The organism is Klebsiella sp. KP20-425-1 (assembly GCF_025813515.1).
Lineage (GTDB): Bacteria > Pseudomonadota > Gammaproteobacteria > Enterobacterales > Enterobacteriaceae > Klebsiella > Klebsiella pneumoniae.
In genome coordinates, this window is record NZ_CP109614.1 from 1,678,769 (window position 1) to 1,695,533 (window position 16,765).

The 16,765-nt window shown below is 61.4% G+C and carries 15 protein-coding genes and 1 riboswitch; of the genes, 6 read left to right on the plus strand and 9 right to left on the minus strand.

Features of this window, described 5'->3' with window-relative positions; all coding sequences use genetic code 11:
- Positions 1–91: 91 nt before the first annotated feature.
- Entirely contained in the window at positions 92–2,125 is a 2,034-nt protein-coding gene (metG, locus tag OHJ17_RS08205) for a methionine--tRNA ligase (RefSeq protein WP_002912753.1), read from the minus strand.
- A gap of 153 nt (positions 2,126–2,278) precedes the next feature.
- Between metG and apbC the strand changes: the two genes are divergently transcribed.
- Entirely contained in the window at positions 2,279–3,388 is a 1,110-nt protein-coding gene (gene apbC, locus OHJ17_RS08210) for an iron-sulfur cluster carrier protein ApbC (protein WP_002912751.1), read from the plus strand.
- On the opposite strand, the gene OHJ17_RS08215 is transcribed toward apbC, so the two are convergent.
- Together OHJ17_RS08215 and OHJ17_RS08220 are read right to left on the minus strand one after the other, a co-directional pair.
- Positions 3,385–3,849, minus strand: a complete 465-nt coding sequence (locus tag OHJ17_RS08215) for a GNAT family N-acetyltransferase (RefSeq protein ID WP_015958728.1) — start codon at positions 3,847–3,849, stop codon at positions 3,385–3,387. The two genes, apbC and OHJ17_RS08215, sit on opposite strands and share 4 nt — an antisense overlap.
- Positions 3,821–4,138 carry an RcnB family protein gene (locus tag OHJ17_RS08220; protein ID WP_002912749.1) on the minus strand — a complete coding sequence of 106 codons (318 nt, stop codon included), beginning with the start codon at positions 4,136–4,138 and terminating at the stop codon, positions 3,821–3,823. Before OHJ17_RS08220 ends, OHJ17_RS08215 begins: the two co-directional genes overlap by 29 nt.
- A 183-nt stretch (positions 4,139–4,321) precedes the next feature.
- On the opposite strand from OHJ17_RS08220, the gene OHJ17_RS08225 reads away from it, so the two are divergent.
- The gene (locus OHJ17_RS08225) at positions 4,322–5,221 is read left to right on the plus strand and encodes a LysR family transcriptional regulator (RefSeq protein ID WP_004149074.1); all 900 of its coding nucleotides are present in this window, start codon (positions 4,322–4,324) and stop codon (positions 5,219–5,221) included.
- On the opposite strand, the gene OHJ17_RS08230 is transcribed toward OHJ17_RS08225, so the two are convergent.
- Both OHJ17_RS08230 and OHJ17_RS08235 read right to left on the minus strand, forming a co-directional pair.
- The gene (locus tag OHJ17_RS08230) at positions 5,211–6,554 is read right to left on the minus strand and encodes an NCS2 family permease (RefSeq protein ID WP_023317089.1); all 1,344 of its coding nucleotides are present in this window, start codon (positions 6,552–6,554) and stop codon (positions 5,211–5,213) included. The genes OHJ17_RS08225 and OHJ17_RS08230 overlap by 11 nt on opposite strands.
- 2 nt (positions 6,555–6,556) lie before the next feature.
- Positions 6,557–8,368, minus strand: a complete 1,812-nt coding sequence (locus OHJ17_RS08235) for an adenine deaminase (protein ID WP_023317088.1) — start codon at positions 8,366–8,368, stop codon at positions 6,557–6,559.
- 120 nt (positions 8,369–8,488) lie between these two features.
- On the opposite strand from OHJ17_RS08235, the gene OHJ17_RS08240 reads away from it, so the two are divergent.
- A complete protein-coding gene (locus tag OHJ17_RS08240) occupies positions 8,489–9,403 on the plus strand; it encodes a LysR family transcriptional regulator (protein ID WP_004175111.1) in 915 nt (304 codons plus the stop codon).
- Here OHJ17_RS08240 and OHJ17_RS08245 read toward each other — a convergent pair.
- Positions 9,400–9,822: a universal stress protein gene (locus OHJ17_RS08245; protein WP_004189084.1), complete on the minus strand. Its 423-nt coding sequence runs from the start codon at positions 9,820–9,822 to the stop codon at positions 9,400–9,402. The genes OHJ17_RS08240 and OHJ17_RS08245 overlap by 4 nt on opposite strands.
- Before the next feature lie 185 nt (positions 9,823–10,007).
- A riboswitch (TPP riboswitch) is annotated at positions 10,008–10,105 on the plus strand.
- Positions 10,106–10,139: 34 nt separating this feature from the next.
- On the opposite strand from OHJ17_RS08245, the gene thiM reads away from it, so the two are divergent.
- From thiM to fbaB, 3 genes are all read left to right on the plus strand, one after another.
- Positions 10,140–10,913 carry a hydroxyethylthiazole kinase gene (thiM, locus tag OHJ17_RS08250; protein WP_004151131.1) on the plus strand — a complete coding sequence of 258 codons (774 nt, stop codon included), beginning with the start codon at positions 10,140–10,142 and terminating at the stop codon, positions 10,911–10,913.
- Positions 10,910–11,710 (plus strand): bifunctional hydroxymethylpyrimidine kinase/phosphomethylpyrimidine kinase, encoded by an 801-nt coding sequence (gene thiD / locus OHJ17_RS08255; RefSeq protein WP_002912707.1) that lies wholly within the window; start codon positions 10,910–10,912, stop codon positions 11,708–11,710. The genes thiM and thiD overlap by 4 nt, the downstream gene beginning before the upstream one ends.
- A 147-nt stretch (positions 11,711–11,857) precedes the next feature.
- Positions 11,858–12,910, plus strand: a complete 1,053-nt coding sequence (fbaB, locus tag OHJ17_RS08260) for a class I fructose-bisphosphate aldolase (protein ID WP_002912704.1) — start codon at positions 11,858–11,860, stop codon at positions 12,908–12,910.
- A 58-nt stretch (positions 12,911–12,968) separates the two neighbouring features.
- Here fbaB and OHJ17_RS08265 read toward each other — a convergent pair whose 3' ends face one another.
- From OHJ17_RS08265 to OHJ17_RS08275, 3 genes are all read right to left on the minus strand, one after another.
- Positions 12,969–14,252 carry an RbtT/DalT/CsbX family MFS transporter gene (locus tag OHJ17_RS08265; protein WP_023317087.1) on the minus strand — a complete coding sequence of 428 codons (1,284 nt, stop codon included), beginning with the start codon at positions 14,250–14,252 and terminating at the stop codon, positions 12,969–12,971.
- A gap of 81 nt (positions 14,253–14,333) precedes the next feature.
- Positions 14,334–15,941 (minus strand): FGGY-family carbohydrate kinase, encoded by a 1,608-nt coding sequence (locus OHJ17_RS08270; RefSeq protein WP_004214752.1) that lies wholly within the window; start codon positions 15,939–15,941, stop codon positions 14,334–14,336.
- A 26-nt stretch (positions 15,942–15,967) separates the two neighbouring features.
- On the minus strand, positions 15,968–16,717 hold the full coding sequence (locus OHJ17_RS08275) for an SDR family oxidoreductase (RefSeq protein WP_004175119.1): 750 nt from the start codon (positions 16,715–16,717) through the stop codon (positions 15,968–15,970).
- Positions 16,718–16,765: the final 48 nt, after the last annotated feature.

The following is a 16,765-nucleotide window of genomic DNA, read 5'->3' on the forward strand; positions in this document are numbered from 1 at the left end:
CCTGACCCGGCCTACAACGACTGCCCCCGGGCGCGTGCTAGCATAGCGCCGCCGGGCAAAAAAAAGCCGGAGATACTCTCCGGCTTTTTTGTTATTTCACCTGCTGACCCGGCTTGGCGCCGTCGTCAGGGCTTAAGAGGAAGATATCCTTCCCGCCAGGGCCGGCGGCCATCACCATGCCCTCGGAGATGCCGAAACGCATTTTGCGCGGCGCCAGGTTGGCGACCATCACCGTCAGGCGGCCAATCAGCGGCTGCGGATCCGGGTAAGCGGAGCGGATGCCGGAGAAGACATTGCGTTTTTCGCCGCCGAGATCCAGCGTCAGGCGCAGCAGCTTGTCGGAGCCCTCGACGAATTCCGCGTTTTCAATCAGCGCCACGCGCAGATCGACTTTGGCGAAATCGTCAAAGGTGATGGTCTCCTGAATCGGATCGTCCGCCAGCGGACCGGTGACCGGCGCCGCGGTGGCTTTCACCTCTTCTTTAGAGGCTTCTACCAGGGCTTCCACCTGCTTCATCTCGATACGGTTGTACAGCGCCTTGAACGGATTGACCTTATGCGCCAGCAGCGGCTGCTGAATGGCATCCCAGCTCAGTTCGCTGTTGAGGAACGCTTCCGCACGCGCGGCCAGCTGCGGCAGGACCGGCTTCAGCCAGGTCATCAGCACGCGGAACATATTCAGGCCCATGGTGCAGATGGCCTGCAGGTCGGCGTCGCGGCCTTCCTGTTTCGCCACCACCCACGGCGCCTGCTCGTCGACGTAGCGGTTAGCCACGTCGGCGAGGGCCATGATTTCGCGGATGGCCTTACCGAACTCGCGGCTGTCCCATGCTTCGCCGATGCTTTCCGCCGCGTCGGTGAAGGTTTTGTACAGCGCCGGGTCGGCCAGCTCCGCGGCCAGCACGCCGTCGAAACGCTTGCTGATAAAGCCGGCGTTGCGTGAGGCGAGGTTAACCACCTTGTTGACGATGTCGGCGTTCACGCGCTGCACGAAATCTTCCAGGTTCAGGTCGATGTCATCGATGCGTGAAGAGAGCTTGGCGGTGTAGTAGTAGCGCAGGCTGTCGGCATCGAAATGATTTAACCAGGTGCTGGCCTTGATAAAGGTGCCGCGCGACTTGGACATCTTGGCGCCGTTAACCGTCACGTAGCCGTGCACGAACAGGTTAGTCGGCTTACGGAAGTTGCTGCCTTCCAGCATCGCCGGCCAGAACAGGCTGTGGAAGTAGACAATGTCTTTGCCGATAAAGTGATACAGCTCGGCCGTAGAATCTTTCTTCCAGTATTCGTCGAAGCTGGTGGTGTCGCCGCGCTTGTCGCACAGGTTCTTGAAGGAGCCCATGTAGCCGATCGGCGCGTCCAGCCAGACGTAGAAATATTTGCCCGGCGCGTTGGGAATTTCGAAGCCGAAGTACGGCGCATCGCGGGAGATGTCCCACTGCTGCAGGCCGGATTCGAACCACTCCTGCATCTTGTTCGCGACCTGCTCCTGCAGGGCGCCGCTGCGGGTCCACGCCTGCAGCATTTCGCTGAACGACGGCAGGTCGAAGAAGAAGTGCTCGGAGTCACGCATCACCGGCGTGGCGCCGGAGACCACCGATTTCGGGTCGATAAGCTCGGTAGGGCTGTAGGTCGCGCCGCACACTTCGCAGTTATCGCCATACTGGTCCGGAGATTTGCACTTCGGACAGGTGCCTTTCACAAAACGGTCCGGCAGGAACATGCCTTTTTCCGGATCGTAGAGCTGAGAGATGGTGCGGTTTTTAATAAAACCGTTCTCTTTCAGGCGGGTGTAGATAAGCTCCGACAGCTCGCGGTTCTCGTCGCTGTGCGTCGAGTGATAGTTATCATAGCTGATGTCGAAGCCGGCGAAATCGGTCTGATGCTCCTGACTCATTTCGCCAATCATCTGCTCCGGAGTGATACCGAGCTGCTGCGCTTTGAGCATAATCGGCGTGCCGTGGGCGTCGTCGGCGCAGATGAAGTTGACCTCGTGGCCGCGCATTCGCTGGTAACGGACCCAGACATCAGCCTGGATGTGCTCCAGCATGTGGCCGAGGTGGATGGAGCCGTTGGCGTACGGCAGGGCGCACGTTACCAGAATTTTCTTCGCGACTTGAGTCATAGTGAGCATTACATCTTCTGTTGTAAAAAGGGCTTCCGATATTACCAAAAGGGCTGTGGGTGCGCCATAAATGGCTGCCCATATATGGATAATCGTTACCTGTGATAAACTCTGTGATTACTGAAAGCATCTCAAAACAACAAAGGAGTCGGGATGAATTCGCAATCCCAGGCCAAATCCCCTGAGCGCCTACGTGCGATGGTCGCCGGGACGCTGGCCAATTTCCAGCACCCAACCCTGAAGCATAATCTCACCGCCCTTAAGGCGCTGCACCATGTCGCCTGGCTGGACGATACCGTCCATATTGAACTGCAAATGCCGTTCGTCTGGAGCAGCGCTTTCGAAGCGCTGAAAGAGCAGTGCAGCGCCGAACTGCTGCGCATCACCGGCGCGAAGGCCATCGACTGGAAGCTGACCCACAGCATCGCGACCCTCAAACGGGTGAAAAACCAGCCCGGGGTCAACGGCGTGAAAAACATTATCGCCATCAGCTCCGGCAAAGGCGGCGTCGGTAAATCTTCTACTGCCGTAAACCTGGCGCTGGCCCTGGCGGCGGAAGGGGCGAAGGTGGGCATTCTGGATGCCGATATCTATGGTCCGTCGATTCCGACCATGCTGGGTGCGGAAGACAGCCGCCCGACCTCGCCGGACGGCACTCATATGGCGCCGATCATGAAATATGGTCTGGCAACCAACTCCATCGGCTACCTGGTGACCGACGACAACGCCATGGTCTGGCGTGGGCCGATGGCCAGCAAGGCGCTGATGCAGATGCTGCAGGAGACCCTGTGGCCGGATCTTGATTACCTGGTGCTGGATATGCCGCCGGGCACCGGCGACATCCAGCTGACCCTGGCGCAGAACATTCCGGTGACCGGCGCGGTGGTGGTCACCACGCCGCAGGACATCGCGCTGATCGACGCCAAAAAAGGCATCGTGATGTTCGAGAAAGTGGAAGTGCCGGTGCTGGGGATCGTGGAAAACATGAGCATGCATATCTGCAGCAACTGCGGGCACCACGAGCCTATCTTCGGCACCGGCGGCGCGCAAAAACTGGCCGAGAAATACCACACCCAGCTGCTGGGCCAGCTGCCGCTGCATATTACGCTGCGGGAAGATCTGGATAACGGCACGCCGACGGTGGTGGCGCGTCCGGACAGCGAATTTACCGACATCTACCGCCAGCTGGCGGGCCGGGTGGCGGCCCAGATGTACTGGCAGGGAGAAGTGATCCCCGGTGAGATTGCCTTCCGCGCCGTTTAAGGCCGCGGCGAGCGCATCAGCCAGTATCTGCCCTCGGGCGACGCGCCCTGTGCTTCAATGGTCCAGCCATGACGCTGGTAGAAGCGCAGGGCGTTTTTATTTTCCATCAGGCACTTCAGCGTTCCGCTGGCGGTAAAGGTCCGTTCGACCTGCGCCAGCAGCGCGCTGCCGATATGTTTGCCCTGCCAGTCGGGGTCGACAAACAGATGGTGAAGGAAATTATCGGCGGTCCATACGGCGGCAAAGCCCACCGGCTGGCCGTCGCATTCCGCGACCCACAGCTGTTCATCCGCGGTGGCGGCATCGAAATCTTCCAGCCGCCACGCCGCGGCGGGAAGCCAGGTCCACGATAAACTGCGCGCCCGCAGGAAGATCTGGCGCAGCGCCGGAGAGTCCGCTGGCTCGCCGGGGCGGACGTGGAGATTGCGCGGATCAGCGATGGTAGAAGATCTCGCCATCATACACTTTGAGGATTTTGCCTTCGGTATCGGTAATCAGCACGTAGTTACCGCCCATATAGGTCCAGTGGCTGCCGGCGTCCGGCGCAGGCAGGTTACGCTGCTGCCACTGTTTAATGTTGTATTCCGGGGTGAGATACATCGCCGGAACGGTGTCGCCGATGTGAAACTGGGTGAAATCGGCGGTGAACTCTTTCAGCGCATACTGATCGATCCCCGCGGCAGTAGCCGTCCAGCTGGCGCCAGCGGTGGCAAGAAGTACGCCCAGAAGCATCATTTTTGTTTTACGCATAGTTTCCTCAATATTACCTGGACTCAAAATAGCAGCCTCGTATCATTCCTGATGCGTTGCTGAAATGGCAAGCACTGGATTTTTAAAAAGTGTAAGCAAAACGCGGCGCAAGTCTTGTGCCGCTTGCGTTGCAGCGACGGTGATGCGTATTTTGGGAGCAATCTGAAGCAGGGGAGAATCGGCATGTTCAGGCTGGAAGATCTGACCTTATTTGTCCGCGCCGCGGCGCTGGGCAGTTTTAGCGACGCGGCGCGCGAGGCCGGGCAGCAGCCGGCGCAGGTCAGCGCGGCAATTAAGCGTCTGGAGACGATCCTCAATATTCGCCTGTTTGCCCGTTCGACCCGCAGCCTGCGCCTGACGCCGGAGGGGGAGACCTGGCTGCCCTACGCCACCCAGATGCTCGATACCCTCGAGGCCGGTCTGCAGAAGATCCAGACCCCGGATGATGAAGTTCGCGGCATGTTGCAGATTGCCGTGCCGTCGGACCTCGGGCGTAACCTGCTCCTGACCCTGTTCCGCGATTTCCGCCAACGCCACCCGGCGCTGCGCCTGCGGCTGCTCTTTTCCGATCAGCTGACCGACGTGTTTAAAGATCCGGTGGACGTTGCGTTTCGCTATGGCAATAACGACGATGCCTCGTTTATCTCGCTGCCGGTGGCGCCGGAAAATCGTCGGGTGCTGGTGGCCTCGCCTGAGTGGATAGCCCGCCATGGCGAACCGCAGACCCTCGAGGAACTCAGCCAGCACAATGCGTTGATCTACATTTTGCGCGGCCGTCCGTTCGACCGCTGGTCGCTGAGCCTCGACGGCGTGGTTCAGCAGCAGAAGGTTTCCGGCACGGTGATGAGCGACGACGCCGAGGTGATCCGTCGGCTGGCGATCGCCGGGGAGGGCATTGCCTATAAATCGATGCTCGACGTCAGCGACGATCTGCGGGCGGGGCGCCTGCGGCGACTGCTGCCGCGTTATCAGGGGGATGTGGTGCCGTTGAATCTGATTTGTCCGCACCGCAAACAGCTCTCTGCCGCGGTGCGTTTGTTATATGAAGAGGTGAAATCACATTGTGAAGGGCTTAATGCCTGACTAAGGTCGCGAAGTAATACACTAGCGGGACGGCCAATACCCACAGGCCAATCGGGATCTCCCGCCACTTACCGGCGATAGCCTTGATCACAATGTAAAACAGCAGCCCGCCGGCAATCCCGGTGCCAAAGCTGTTGGCGATAAGGGTGATCATCACCATCATCAACACCGGCAGCCCGTCGGTGAAGTTGGCAAGATCCACTTTGCGCAGGCCGCTGAACATGTTCAGGCCAATCAGGATCAGCGCCGGGGCGGTGGCTTCTTTCGGGATCATCAACGCCACCGGCGTGAACAGCAGCATCAGCAGGAACATTACCGCCGCTGACAGCGCGGTGAGGCCGGTTTTGCCGCCCGCTTCCGCTGCCGCCGAAGATTCAATCAGCGCCGTCGCCGCCGGAATGCCCACCCACGGGCCGAGCGCGGCGGCAATCGAATCGACCATGAACGGGCGATTAATCTGCGGCATGTTGCCTTCTTCATCCAGCAGACCCGCCTCGCCGCCCACCGCCAGCGTTGTCCCCATGGTGGAGAAAAACTCAGATGCGAAAAAGACGAACAGGAACGGCAGGAAGGCGATGTTTAACGCCCCCAGCAGGTCAACCTGTCCCAGCACCGGCGCCAGCGAGTGGGGGGCATCGATAAAATGCGTCGGCAGTTTAGTCACGCCGAACGGGATACCCACCAGCGTGGCGCACAGAATGGCCCACAAAATCGCGCCCGGTACCTTACGCGCCTGCAGGGCTATCGCCAGGAACAGGCCGCACAGCGCCACCAGCGCGCCGGGGGCGAGAAAGTCGCCGAGCATCAGGGCGTTGGTTTTCGCATTGGCCAGCACCAGCCCGGCATTGCGAAAACCGAGGACGGCGACAAACAGGCCGATGGAGGCCGTCAATCCCAGCTTGATCGACTGCGGCACCGAGCGGGTGACCACTTCGCGCAGGCCAAAGCGGGTCAGCAGGAAGAAGAGGATCCCCGACCAGCAGGCAATTCCGAGGCCAGTCTGCCAGCCAATCCTTTCGCTACCGGCCAGCGTCACCCCCACCAGCACCGAGCCGCCAATGCCCGGGCCGACGATAAACGGCAGGTTGGCATAAAACGCCATCAGCAGCGAGCCGACGACGAAGACCAGAATGGTGCCGGTGGTGGCGGCGCCTTTATCCATCCCGCCGATCGCCAGCAGCCCCGGGATAACCACCAGTAAATAGGCGGCGGCGAGAAAGCCGGTGATCCCGGCCAGGCATTCGGTGCGTAGCGTGCCGCCGCGCGAGCGCAGCGCAAAGCGGCGCTCCAGCCAGTTAGCGCGGGCGGAAGAGTGAAGTGTGTTATCGGCCATGCTCAGGCTCCCTGAGGATTATTGTTGTGATCGGTTGGCTCCGGGATCTCCCGGCAGGCTATCAACGGGTCGACTATCTGGCGGCTGCCGCCGTCGGTCAGACCCAAATCGGTTAAATGCGGCCCGGCGTTACAGGCAAGGCAGGTGCCTTCAATGGCCTTGAAGACCCGGTACGGCGGCTCCCAGTCGGCGACTTGGCTGCTCAGATCGCGCAGCTCGCGGAACTGACGCGCCAGTTCCGCGGCCGGGAGATCCGACAGCATGCCGGCAATCGGCATCGCCACATGGGCGAGGATCTCGCCCTGTTGCGCCAGCGCCATCCCGCCGCCGGAGGCGATAAGCTGGTTGGCCGCCAGCGCCATATCATTAGCGTCGCGCCCGAGCACCACCAGATTATGCGAGTCGTGGGAGTAGCTGGTGGCGATGGCGCCGCGCAGCTCACCCCAGCCTTCAAGCAGGGCGATTTGCGGCGTCGCCTGATGGCGGCCGTGGCGGTGCTTGACCCAGATCAGACTGAAGCCGGCGGGCAGCTGGACTTTCCCGTCACGAACCTGCACTTCCACTTCGCCCCACCGGGTGAAGCGCGCGCCGCGGATATGGCGCAGGCGGGCGATGCCGTGACGAATGCCCTGGACGCGCAGAATAAAGTCATCGGCGCGGAGGGGGGCGATCTGCAAAGTATCGCGCGGCGGCGTGACGCCCGCGGCGGGCGCGATCGGTGTCAGCAGGTTGCCCGCGCGGGCCAGCAGCTTACCGCCTACGTAGACTTCGCGGGCCACCAGTTTCTCCAGGGAATCAAACACCACCAGATCCGCGCGCCGCCCGGCGGCAATCAGCCCGAGATCGTGGCGCTGCAGGCGAAGAGCGGCGTTGAGGGTGGCGAATCGCAGCGCATCGACCGCCGGTAAACCGTGCTCGATCAGCAGATTAAGCAGGGCGATGATGCCGCCTTTCTCCAGCAGCATATCCGGCGGCACGTCATCGGTGCAGACGGTGATTTGCGAGGAGAGGTGCGGCAGCGTTTTTAACGCCGCGACGATATCTGGCAGCAGATAGGGGTGCGAGCCGCGGATCTCGATCGTCAGCCCGGCGCGCAGTTTTTCCAGCGCGTCGTCCGCCGAGGTAAGTTCGTGATCGGAGGTGACGCCGGCGGCGAGGTAGGCCTGCAGGTCAGCGCCGCTCAGGCCGCGGGCGTGGCCTTCAATCAGTTTGCCGCTGTTGAGACCGGCCTGGACAATCTCCTGCATCCGCTCGCTACCGTGCAGCACGCCGTGCATATCCATCACCTCCGCCACGCCGCGCACTTCCGGCCAGCCGAGCATGGTCTCCATCTCCGCGCCGGCAAAATCGGCGCCGGACATTTCGAGACCCGGCGTGGAGGGAACGCTGGACGGCGCGGCGACCATCACCTGCAGCGGCAGATGGCGGCTGGCGTCCACCGCATAGCGCACGCCAGCGACGCCGAGGACGTTGGCCAGCTCATGCGGATCCCAGAACACCGCGGTGGTGCCCTGGGTGAGGACGATTTCCGCATAGCGCTCCGGCGGCAGGTGCGAGCTTTCGAGATGCACGTGGGTGTCCATCAGGCCGGGGGACAGGTAGCCACCGGCCAGGGAACGCACTTCATGGGCGTCTTCGCGACTGCCGCGCGGATGGACGCTGGCGATCATCTCGCCGACGATACCGACGTCAGCGGGGCGAATTTCGCCCGTGGCCATATCGACGATCTGCGCATCGATCAGTAGCAGATCAAACGGGGATTCACCGCGCGCGGCCTGCACGGCGCGACGGCGGACTTGAGCATTGCTGGACATAACCACTCCGGCACAAGGATAATGCGGATACTCTAGGGGCACAGCAAACGTTTGCCCAGATGAATAAATTTATCACCCGATAAGCTCGGGTTATTGTGCAGGACCACCGTAGCGAACCCGATGATGAACGAACCCTGGCAGCGGCTGCCCGCGCTCTCTCTTAAACAGCTTCAGTATTTCGTCACCCTGGCCCAGCTGCGCCATTTTACCGATACCGCCAGTCGGCTGGCGATTAGCCAGCCGGCGCTGAGCAGCGCCCTGCGGCAGATTGAAACGGTACTCGGCGGCAAACTGGTCAACCGTACCGCTGCGACGGTCACTCTGACTGAACTGGGGGCGGCGATTTTACCCCACGCCCAGCGGATCCTCAGCGTGGCGCAGGCGGCCTTTTCCGATATGCAGCAGATTGTCGAGGCGGGCGGCGACGGGACGGTGCGGATCGGTCTGGTGCCGTCGGTCAGTTCGCTGCTGTTTCCGCTGCTGCCGCAGACCCTGGCTGAGGCCTTTCCGCGTCTGCGCATTGAATTTCACGATCAGACCAACGATGCGCTTATCCAGGCGCTGCAGCGCGGCGAGATTGATTTCGGCATCGGGGCGATCGACAGCTCACTGCCCGCAGAACTGCTGGTCTATCCGCTGCGCGAAGATCCCTTCGTGGCGGTGCTGCACCGCGACGATCCGCTGGCCGCGCAGGCGCATCTGCCGTGGAAACAGCTGGTGGGGCGGGATATTGCTGTGTTCTCGAAGGGCAATATCCAGCGGCTGGTGGCGGCATTAGTGGAGAGCCATCGCCTGACGCTGACCACGCGCTACCAGGTGGACTATATCGAAACCCTGTATGGTCTGGTGCGCTCGCGCTTAGCGGTGGCGATTCTGCCGGCGCTGTACACCACCCATCTGCAGGACCCGGCGCTCAGGGTCGCCCACCTGCAGCAGCCGGCGCTTGCCCGCACAGTGGCCCTGATGCGCGGCCCGCAGGCGCTGCCCCCGCTTATTGAAGACTGTTTTTCCCTGCTGCAGGCCGCCTTGCGCTAGGGCAGGTGCTTGATCAGCACGTCTACGGTTAAGTGGTTGATGTACTCCAGCGAGTGTGAGGAGAGGACGCCCAGCAGCCGGTTATGGTGCCCGGCAATAATTAAATCGATCTGCCGCTGCCGAACGCAGGTTTCCACGTCTTCAAACCGGCGGGTGGTCACCAGCGAGAGGGTATCCACCGGCAGGGAGACGGTGCAGGCCAGCTCGTTGAGCAGGGCTTTGGCCTGGATCACCTCCTGCGAGACCCGATCGTCGCGCAGGCTGTCGGAAACATAGTTCAGCGCCCGGTAATCGGTGCTGATGTGGGCGATGGTGATGCGCATGCCGTTCTCTTCTGCCATTCTGGCGGCATGCTGGAGCAGCGGGACGCCGTCCTGACTGCTGTTAATCAGTACCAGCGCATGGTGATAAACGGCCATGGCGTATATCCTCGGTAGGCTAAATAGCGCATGATGTCATTATTTTCCGCCCGCCAGCAGCGGAATGCAATCCCGTCCGGTCGCCTGATGAGCATGATGGCCGCGATGGTGTCGTATCCAGGGCTAAAGGCTTGTTGTATGAACCGGTGAGTTGCGGTAAATTCCACAACGCTTAACAATTTCACTATTTTGACTCGGGGTGCCCTTCTTCGTTGAAGGCTGAGAAATACCCGTACCACCTGATCTGGATAATGCCAGCGTAGGGAAGTCAGAGACCGCAGGGTCATTGCTTCTACCTCGTCTGGCGGGAGCAAACTATGCCTGAGCTGTTGAATCCCGCGCCTGTCGCGCACCTGCGCCATCTGCTGCGCGCCCATTCCCCCCTTGTGCACTGCATGACCAATGACGTGGTGCAGACCTTTACCGCCAATGTTCTGCTGGCCGTCGGCGCCTCGCCGGCGATGGTGATCGATCCCCGCGAAGCGGCGCAATTTGCCGCTATCGCCGATGCGCTGTTAATTAACGTCGGTACCCTGACCGAAGATCGCGCCGTGGCGATGCGCGCCGCGGTGGAGCACGCCCGGCAGGCCGGCAAGCCCTGGACGCTGGATCCGGTGGCGGTCGGCGCCCTGACCGTGCGCACTGCCTTTTGTCACGAGCTACTGGCCCTCCAGCCGGCGACCATTCGCGGCAATGCCTCTGAAATTCTGGCGCTGGCCGGGATGAGCGCCGGTGGGCGCGGGGTGGATACCACCGATACGGCCGCCGCGGCGCTGCCGGCGGCCCAGGCGCTGGCTCGTCGGCTGGCTACCGTGGTGGCGGTCACTGGCGAGGTGGATTACGTCACCGACGGCGAGCGGGTGCTCAGCGTGGCGGGGGGCAATCCGCTGATGACCCGGGTGGTGGGCACCGGCTGCGCGCTGTCGGCGGTGGTGGCGGCGAGCGCGGCGCTGCCGGGAGACCGGCTGGAAAACGTGGCCGCCGCCTGCGGGCTGATGAAGCAGGCCGGGGAGATCGCCGCCCGTCAGGGAGGCCCAGGCAGCTTTATTCCGGCGTTTCTCGACGCGCTGTATCAGGAGGTGCAGGGATGAAACGCATCAACGCCCTGACCATCGCCGGCACCGATCCCAGCGGCGGGGCCGGTATCCAGGCCGATCTGAAAACCTTCTCCGCGCTGGGGGCCTATGGCTGCTCGGCGATCACCGCCCTGGTAGCGCAGAATACCCGCGGCGTACAGTCGGTCTATCGCATCGAACCGGATTTTGTGGCCGCGCAGCTCGACTCGGTGTTCAGCGATGTGCGTATCGATACCACCAAAATCGGCATGCTGGCGGAGACCGATATTGTGGAAGCCGTGGCCGAGCGGCTGGCGCGCTACCGGGTGGCCAACGTGGTGCTGGATACCGTCATGCTGGCGAAAAGCGGCGATCCGCTGCTGTCGGCCTCGGCGGTGGAGACCCTGCGTCAACGATTGTTGCCGCAGGTGTCATTGATCACCCCGAACCTGCCGGAAGCGGCCGCGCTACTCGATGCCCCCCATGCGCGTAACGAACGGGAAATGCTGGAGCAGGGGCGGGCGCTGCTGGCGCTGGGCTGCGGCGCGGTATTGATGAAGGGCGGCCATCTCGACGATGCCGAAAGCCCGGACTGGCTCTTCACCCGCGAAGGGGAACAGCGGTTCACCGCGCCGCGAGTGCAAACCAAAAATACCCACGGCACCGGCTGTACGCTCTCCGCCGCGCTGGCGGCGCTGCGCCCGCGTCACGCGGACTGGGCGGCCACCGTTATCGAGGCGAAGGCCTGGCTGTCGGCGGCTCTGGCACAGGCCGACTCTCTGGAGGTAGGCCACGGTATCGGGCCGGTGCACCATTTCCACGCCTGGTGGTAAATGGCAGCGCAACGGGACAGCAGAATCTCCTGAAAAAATGGCCCCCCGGCTGGAAAATAGGCTAAGTCGGTACCAGGCTTAACCTGCCCAAAAAAATTGGGTTGGGATAATGCATGCCGGCTTCGGCCGGCCTTACGGGAGATTGCTATGACTGATATTACGCAGTTGCTGGGCAAAGATGCCGAGAGCCTGTTGCAGCACCGTTGTATAACCATTCCGTCCGACCAGCTGTATCTGCCTGGCGCAGATTATGTTGATCGGGTGATGGTGGATAACAACCGACCACCGGCGGTGCTACGCAATATGCAGACCCTGTACAATACCGGACGCCTGGGGGGAACCGGCTACCTTTCCATTCTGCCGGTTGACCAGGGCGTGGAGCACTCGGCGGGCGCCTCCTTTGCCGCCAACCCGCTGTACTTTGATCCGAAAAATATCGTCGAGCTGGCGATCGAAGCCGGCTGTAACTGCGTGGCGTCGACCTACGGCGTGCTGGCCTCGGTGTCGCGCCGCTACGCGCATCGCATCCCTTTCCTGGTGAAGCTCAACCATAACGAAACGCTGAGCTACCCCACCGAATACGACCAGACCCTCTACGCCAGCGTTGAGCAGGCGTTCAATATGGGGGCGGTGGCCGTGGGAGCGACGATCTATTTCGGCTCAGAACAATCGCGTCGTCAGATAGAAGAGATTTCCGCCGCCTTTGAGCGGGCCCATGAGCTGGGCCTGGTCACCGTGCTGTGGGCCTATCTGCGCAATTCGGCGTTCAAGAAAGACGGCGTCGACTATCATGTTTCCGCTGACCTGACCGGTCAGGCCAACCACCTGGCGGCCACCATCGGCGCCGATATCGTTAAGCAAAAGATGGCGGAGAATAACGGCGGCTACAAAGCGGTTAACTTCGGCTATACCGACGACCGGGTGTACAGCAAACTGACCAGCGATAACCCCATCGATCTGGTGCGCTACCAGCTGGCCAACTGCTATATGGGCCGCGCCGGGCTGATCAACTCCGGCGGCGCGGCGGGCGGGGAGACCGACCTTGCCGACGCGGTGCGCACGGCGGTGATCAATAAACGCGCCGGCGGCATGGGGCTGATCCTTGGCCGCAAAGCGTTTAAGAAATCGATGGCCGACGGCGTGAAGCTGATCAATGCCGTGCAGGATGTTTATCTGGATGGCAAAGTGACTATTGCATAAGGCAAAAATCCGGGCGTCACCGCCCGGATTGCGCATTGTTTGTACCAGATGCGGTTTATTAAGACTCTGCCGCGTTGGCGGTAAACGGTTTCGCATGCTGATCGCTGGTAAAGCCAGGCTGTTCAACGCGGATTAACGGGCACAGGAAGAAGGCCAGAATATATAAGGTGGTATAGGCTATTACCACGCCGATAGTGCTGAAATAGGGCAGCAGTACCACGGCAATCGCCGGAGCCAGAAAGTTCGACAGCCCGGCTGACAGGTTATAGACCGAAATGGCCGCGCCTTTATGGTTCGGCTCCAGCGCCGGGAACACCGCCGCCATCGGCACAAACGCGGCGACAAAAATCCCCAGGGCAATAGCCGGTACCAGCGCCATGGCAAAATTATGGCCGAAGTGCTGGGGCAGGTAATAGAACGCCAGGCTGGAAAGCGCCATCCCGATGCAGCCGAACCAGCGGATAACCTTCATCCAGCCCATTTTCTCCGCCACAATCCCCCAGAAAACGTTCGAAAAGATCGTGGTGAAGAAGAATGCCGCCCATACCTGCAGCCATTCCGAGGTGGTAAATCCCAGCTCATCAACAAACATCATCGGCATGATCACCGCAAAACCAAACAGCGACAGGGTGTTGATAATGCGCACAATGCTCGAGAACAGAATGCTGCGGTTGGTATAGAGTAGCGTCGCCGCGCGCCCCAGTTCGGCGAATTTTTCACGAGTGGTCAGGTTCTGCATATGGCGCGGCGTTTCGGTATGACGCATCGACACCAGCGCAATAATGCCGCCGGTGGCGCAAAAGAGCAGCGCCAGCCACAGGGTGCCCATTTCGCCAATGTGGGGAATGGTAAAGCTCGGAATATAGCTGCCGAACACGCCGATACCCACCGAGTAGACCGCCCAGAACCAGCCCAGCGCGGAGCTGGAACTGTCGCTGCGGACGTTGTGGATAATGGCGACGATAAAGGAGTAGAGGAACAGCGGGTAGGCCAGGCCGCGGATGCCATAAAACAGCAGGATCAGCGCATAGTTGGCGCGACCGAGGCCGAAGACGAGGAACAGTACGTGGAACACACACCACAGCACGAAGCCAATCAGCATGGCTTTACGTGGGGTAATGATTTCCGCCACCACGCCGGAGACCCACGCCGACAGGGCGGCAGCCAGACCGTAGAGAGTAAAGGCAAAGGAAGCCTGCGCCGGGGTGAATCCGAGTGCTTTGATGTAGTGCGACAGAAAAGCCAGCTCAAAGCCGTCGCCGGTCATAAACACGGCGATGGCGACATATCCCCAGATGAGGTTGAGCGGTAGACCGTACCACTGTTTGTTATTAACGGACATGTTGACCTCGATTTCAGAGTGCAGATGAGTGTCTCCGCTGCATAGCAGCGGAGCATTATTGTTATAAAATAAGGAGGTATGTTATTCGCGAATCAGCCTGCCGGCCTGTTGTAGCGCCTTATAGGCCGCATACCTGCGCTGATGAAGCGGGCTAAACGCCGTCTCGCTGTGATAGGTGGCATCCACCTGAGTAAACTGCTTCATGGCCTCCGGCAGCGAAGCCGCGACTCTGCCCGCCACCGCGCCGAGGATGGCGGAACCTAACAGCACCGGCTCGCGGCTGGCGGTGCTCACGATGCTAACGCCGCAAGCGTCGGCCAACAGCTGACGCACCAGCGGATGCTGCCCGGCTCCGCCGCTGATGACGATATTTTCACTCTCAATTCCGCAGGCGCGCTGGGCGTCAATGATCTGTCGCAGACCATAGCCAATCCCGCATAGCCCGGCAACGTACAGCGCGGTCAGGTTATCCAGGTCCCGCTCCATCCCCAGCCCGGCAATCAGCGCTTTCGCGTGGGGATCGGCAAGCGGCGCGCGATTACCGAGAAACTCCGGAACGACGTGCAGACCGGCGGCCAGCGTTACCGCTTCAGAAGGGGAAGCAACTTGCGTCAGAACGCGATCCGCCAGCCAGACCGGCAGAGGGACGCCTGCGGCTTTCGCTTGCTCGCGCGCTTCCGCCGCCGCCGGATGGAAGCTCAGCAGCTGGTCGATAGCCGCGCCGGCGGCGCTTTGCCCGCCTTCACTTAGCCAGTAGCCCGGCACCATCGCCGAATAGTAAGGGCCCCAGACGCCCGGGACGAATACCGCTTCCTGAGTGGTGGTCATGGTGCAGGAAGAAGTGCCGAAGACATAGGCCATATTGTTGACCGCGCCGTTAAGCACGCCGACGGTACCGATGCCGCCCGCGTGGGCGTCAATCATCCCCACCGCCACCGGCGTACCGATCGGCAGGCCCATCTCCTCTGCCGCCGTGGCGCAAAGGCCCTCGCCGCAGGGGGTGCCTGGATCGACAATCCGCTGGCCGATGCGGACAAAATCTTCATCCGCCAGCTCTTCGAGGCCAATCTGGCGGAAGTAACCGGCATCCCAGCGTTGTTCATGCGCCAGGTAGGTCCATTTACAGGTCACCGTGCAGACCGAGCGGGCTTCATCGCCGGTTGAGCGCCAGGTGAGGTAATCGGCGAGGTCGAAGAAGTGGCGCGCCTGCTGATAGATGTGCGGGCGATTCTCCTTCAGCCACAAAATTTTCGGCGTTTGCATCTCCGGCGAGATTTTGCCGCCAACGTACCGCAGTACCGGGTGGCCCGTGGCATTGATCTTTTCCGCCTGCCCGGTGGCGCGATGATCCATCCAGACAATAATGTTGCGGTCCGCATCGTCCGAAGGCCCGACCGCCAGCGGCGCATCGTTATCGCCAATCACCACCAGCGAGCAGGTGGCATCGAAGCCGATCCCGGCTATCGACGACGGCGAAACGCCGGCGCTGGCCACCGCCGTTTTAATGCAGTAGCACACCGCCTGCCAGATCTCACGGCTCGACTGCTCGACCTTGTTTCCGGCGCTGCGAAACAGGGTTATTTCCCGGGTCGCGTGGGCGAGGAGCTCGCCCCGCAGATTGAATACCCCGGCGCGCACGCTGCCCGAGCCGACATCCACGCCAATAATGTTTTGCGTATCGTTTTGCATCACATCCTCTCACAGGCTGGCCAGGGTCAGAGATCCACGCTGTTCGGCAGGATCACAATGTCGCGTACGGTGACGTTTTTCGAACGCGTCACCATAAACAGCACCGACTCCGCCACTTCAATCGGCTGCATCAGGCTGCCGTTGGCCAGCGCTTCGTCCATTTTGGCTTTTGGCCAGTCGTCCAGCAGAGCGGTAACCACCGGGCCCGGCAGTACGGCGCCGACGCGCACGCCATACTGCGCCACCTGGCGACGAGTGGTGTGCACAAATGCCTGCACCGCGAATTTCGACGCGGTATAGACAGGCTCCCAGATCACCGGCACCACGCCCGCGATCGAGCTGGTGAAGATAATATCCCCGGATTTTTGCGCGATCAGATGCGGCAGGACGCTGCGCACGCAGCGGAAGGCGGCGTTGATATTGAGGTGCAGCACGCGGTCCCAGACGTCCGGGTCGCCCTCGGCCACCGGCCCGCCGATATAGGCGCCGGCGTTGGCGTGGAAGATATCGAGACGCCCGGTAAGCTGCAAAATGCCCTGCAGTAGGTTATCGACCTGGTCCGCCTGCATCAGGTCGACCTGCAGGGCGAAGGCGTTTTCGCCAAGTTCGGCGACCAGTTTGTTGAGCTTTTCGCCTTCGCGGTCGATCAGTACCACTTTTGCGCCAGCTCCCAGCAGGGTCCTCGCGCACTCGAGGCCGATACCGGACGCCGCGCCGGTGATCGCGGCGACTTTACCGCTGAGGGAAGTATTCATAGAGGAGACAGAGTGCTTCATTTTATAATCCTTTGCCGTGTCTGGTTAAAACTATCGAACGCGAGGGCA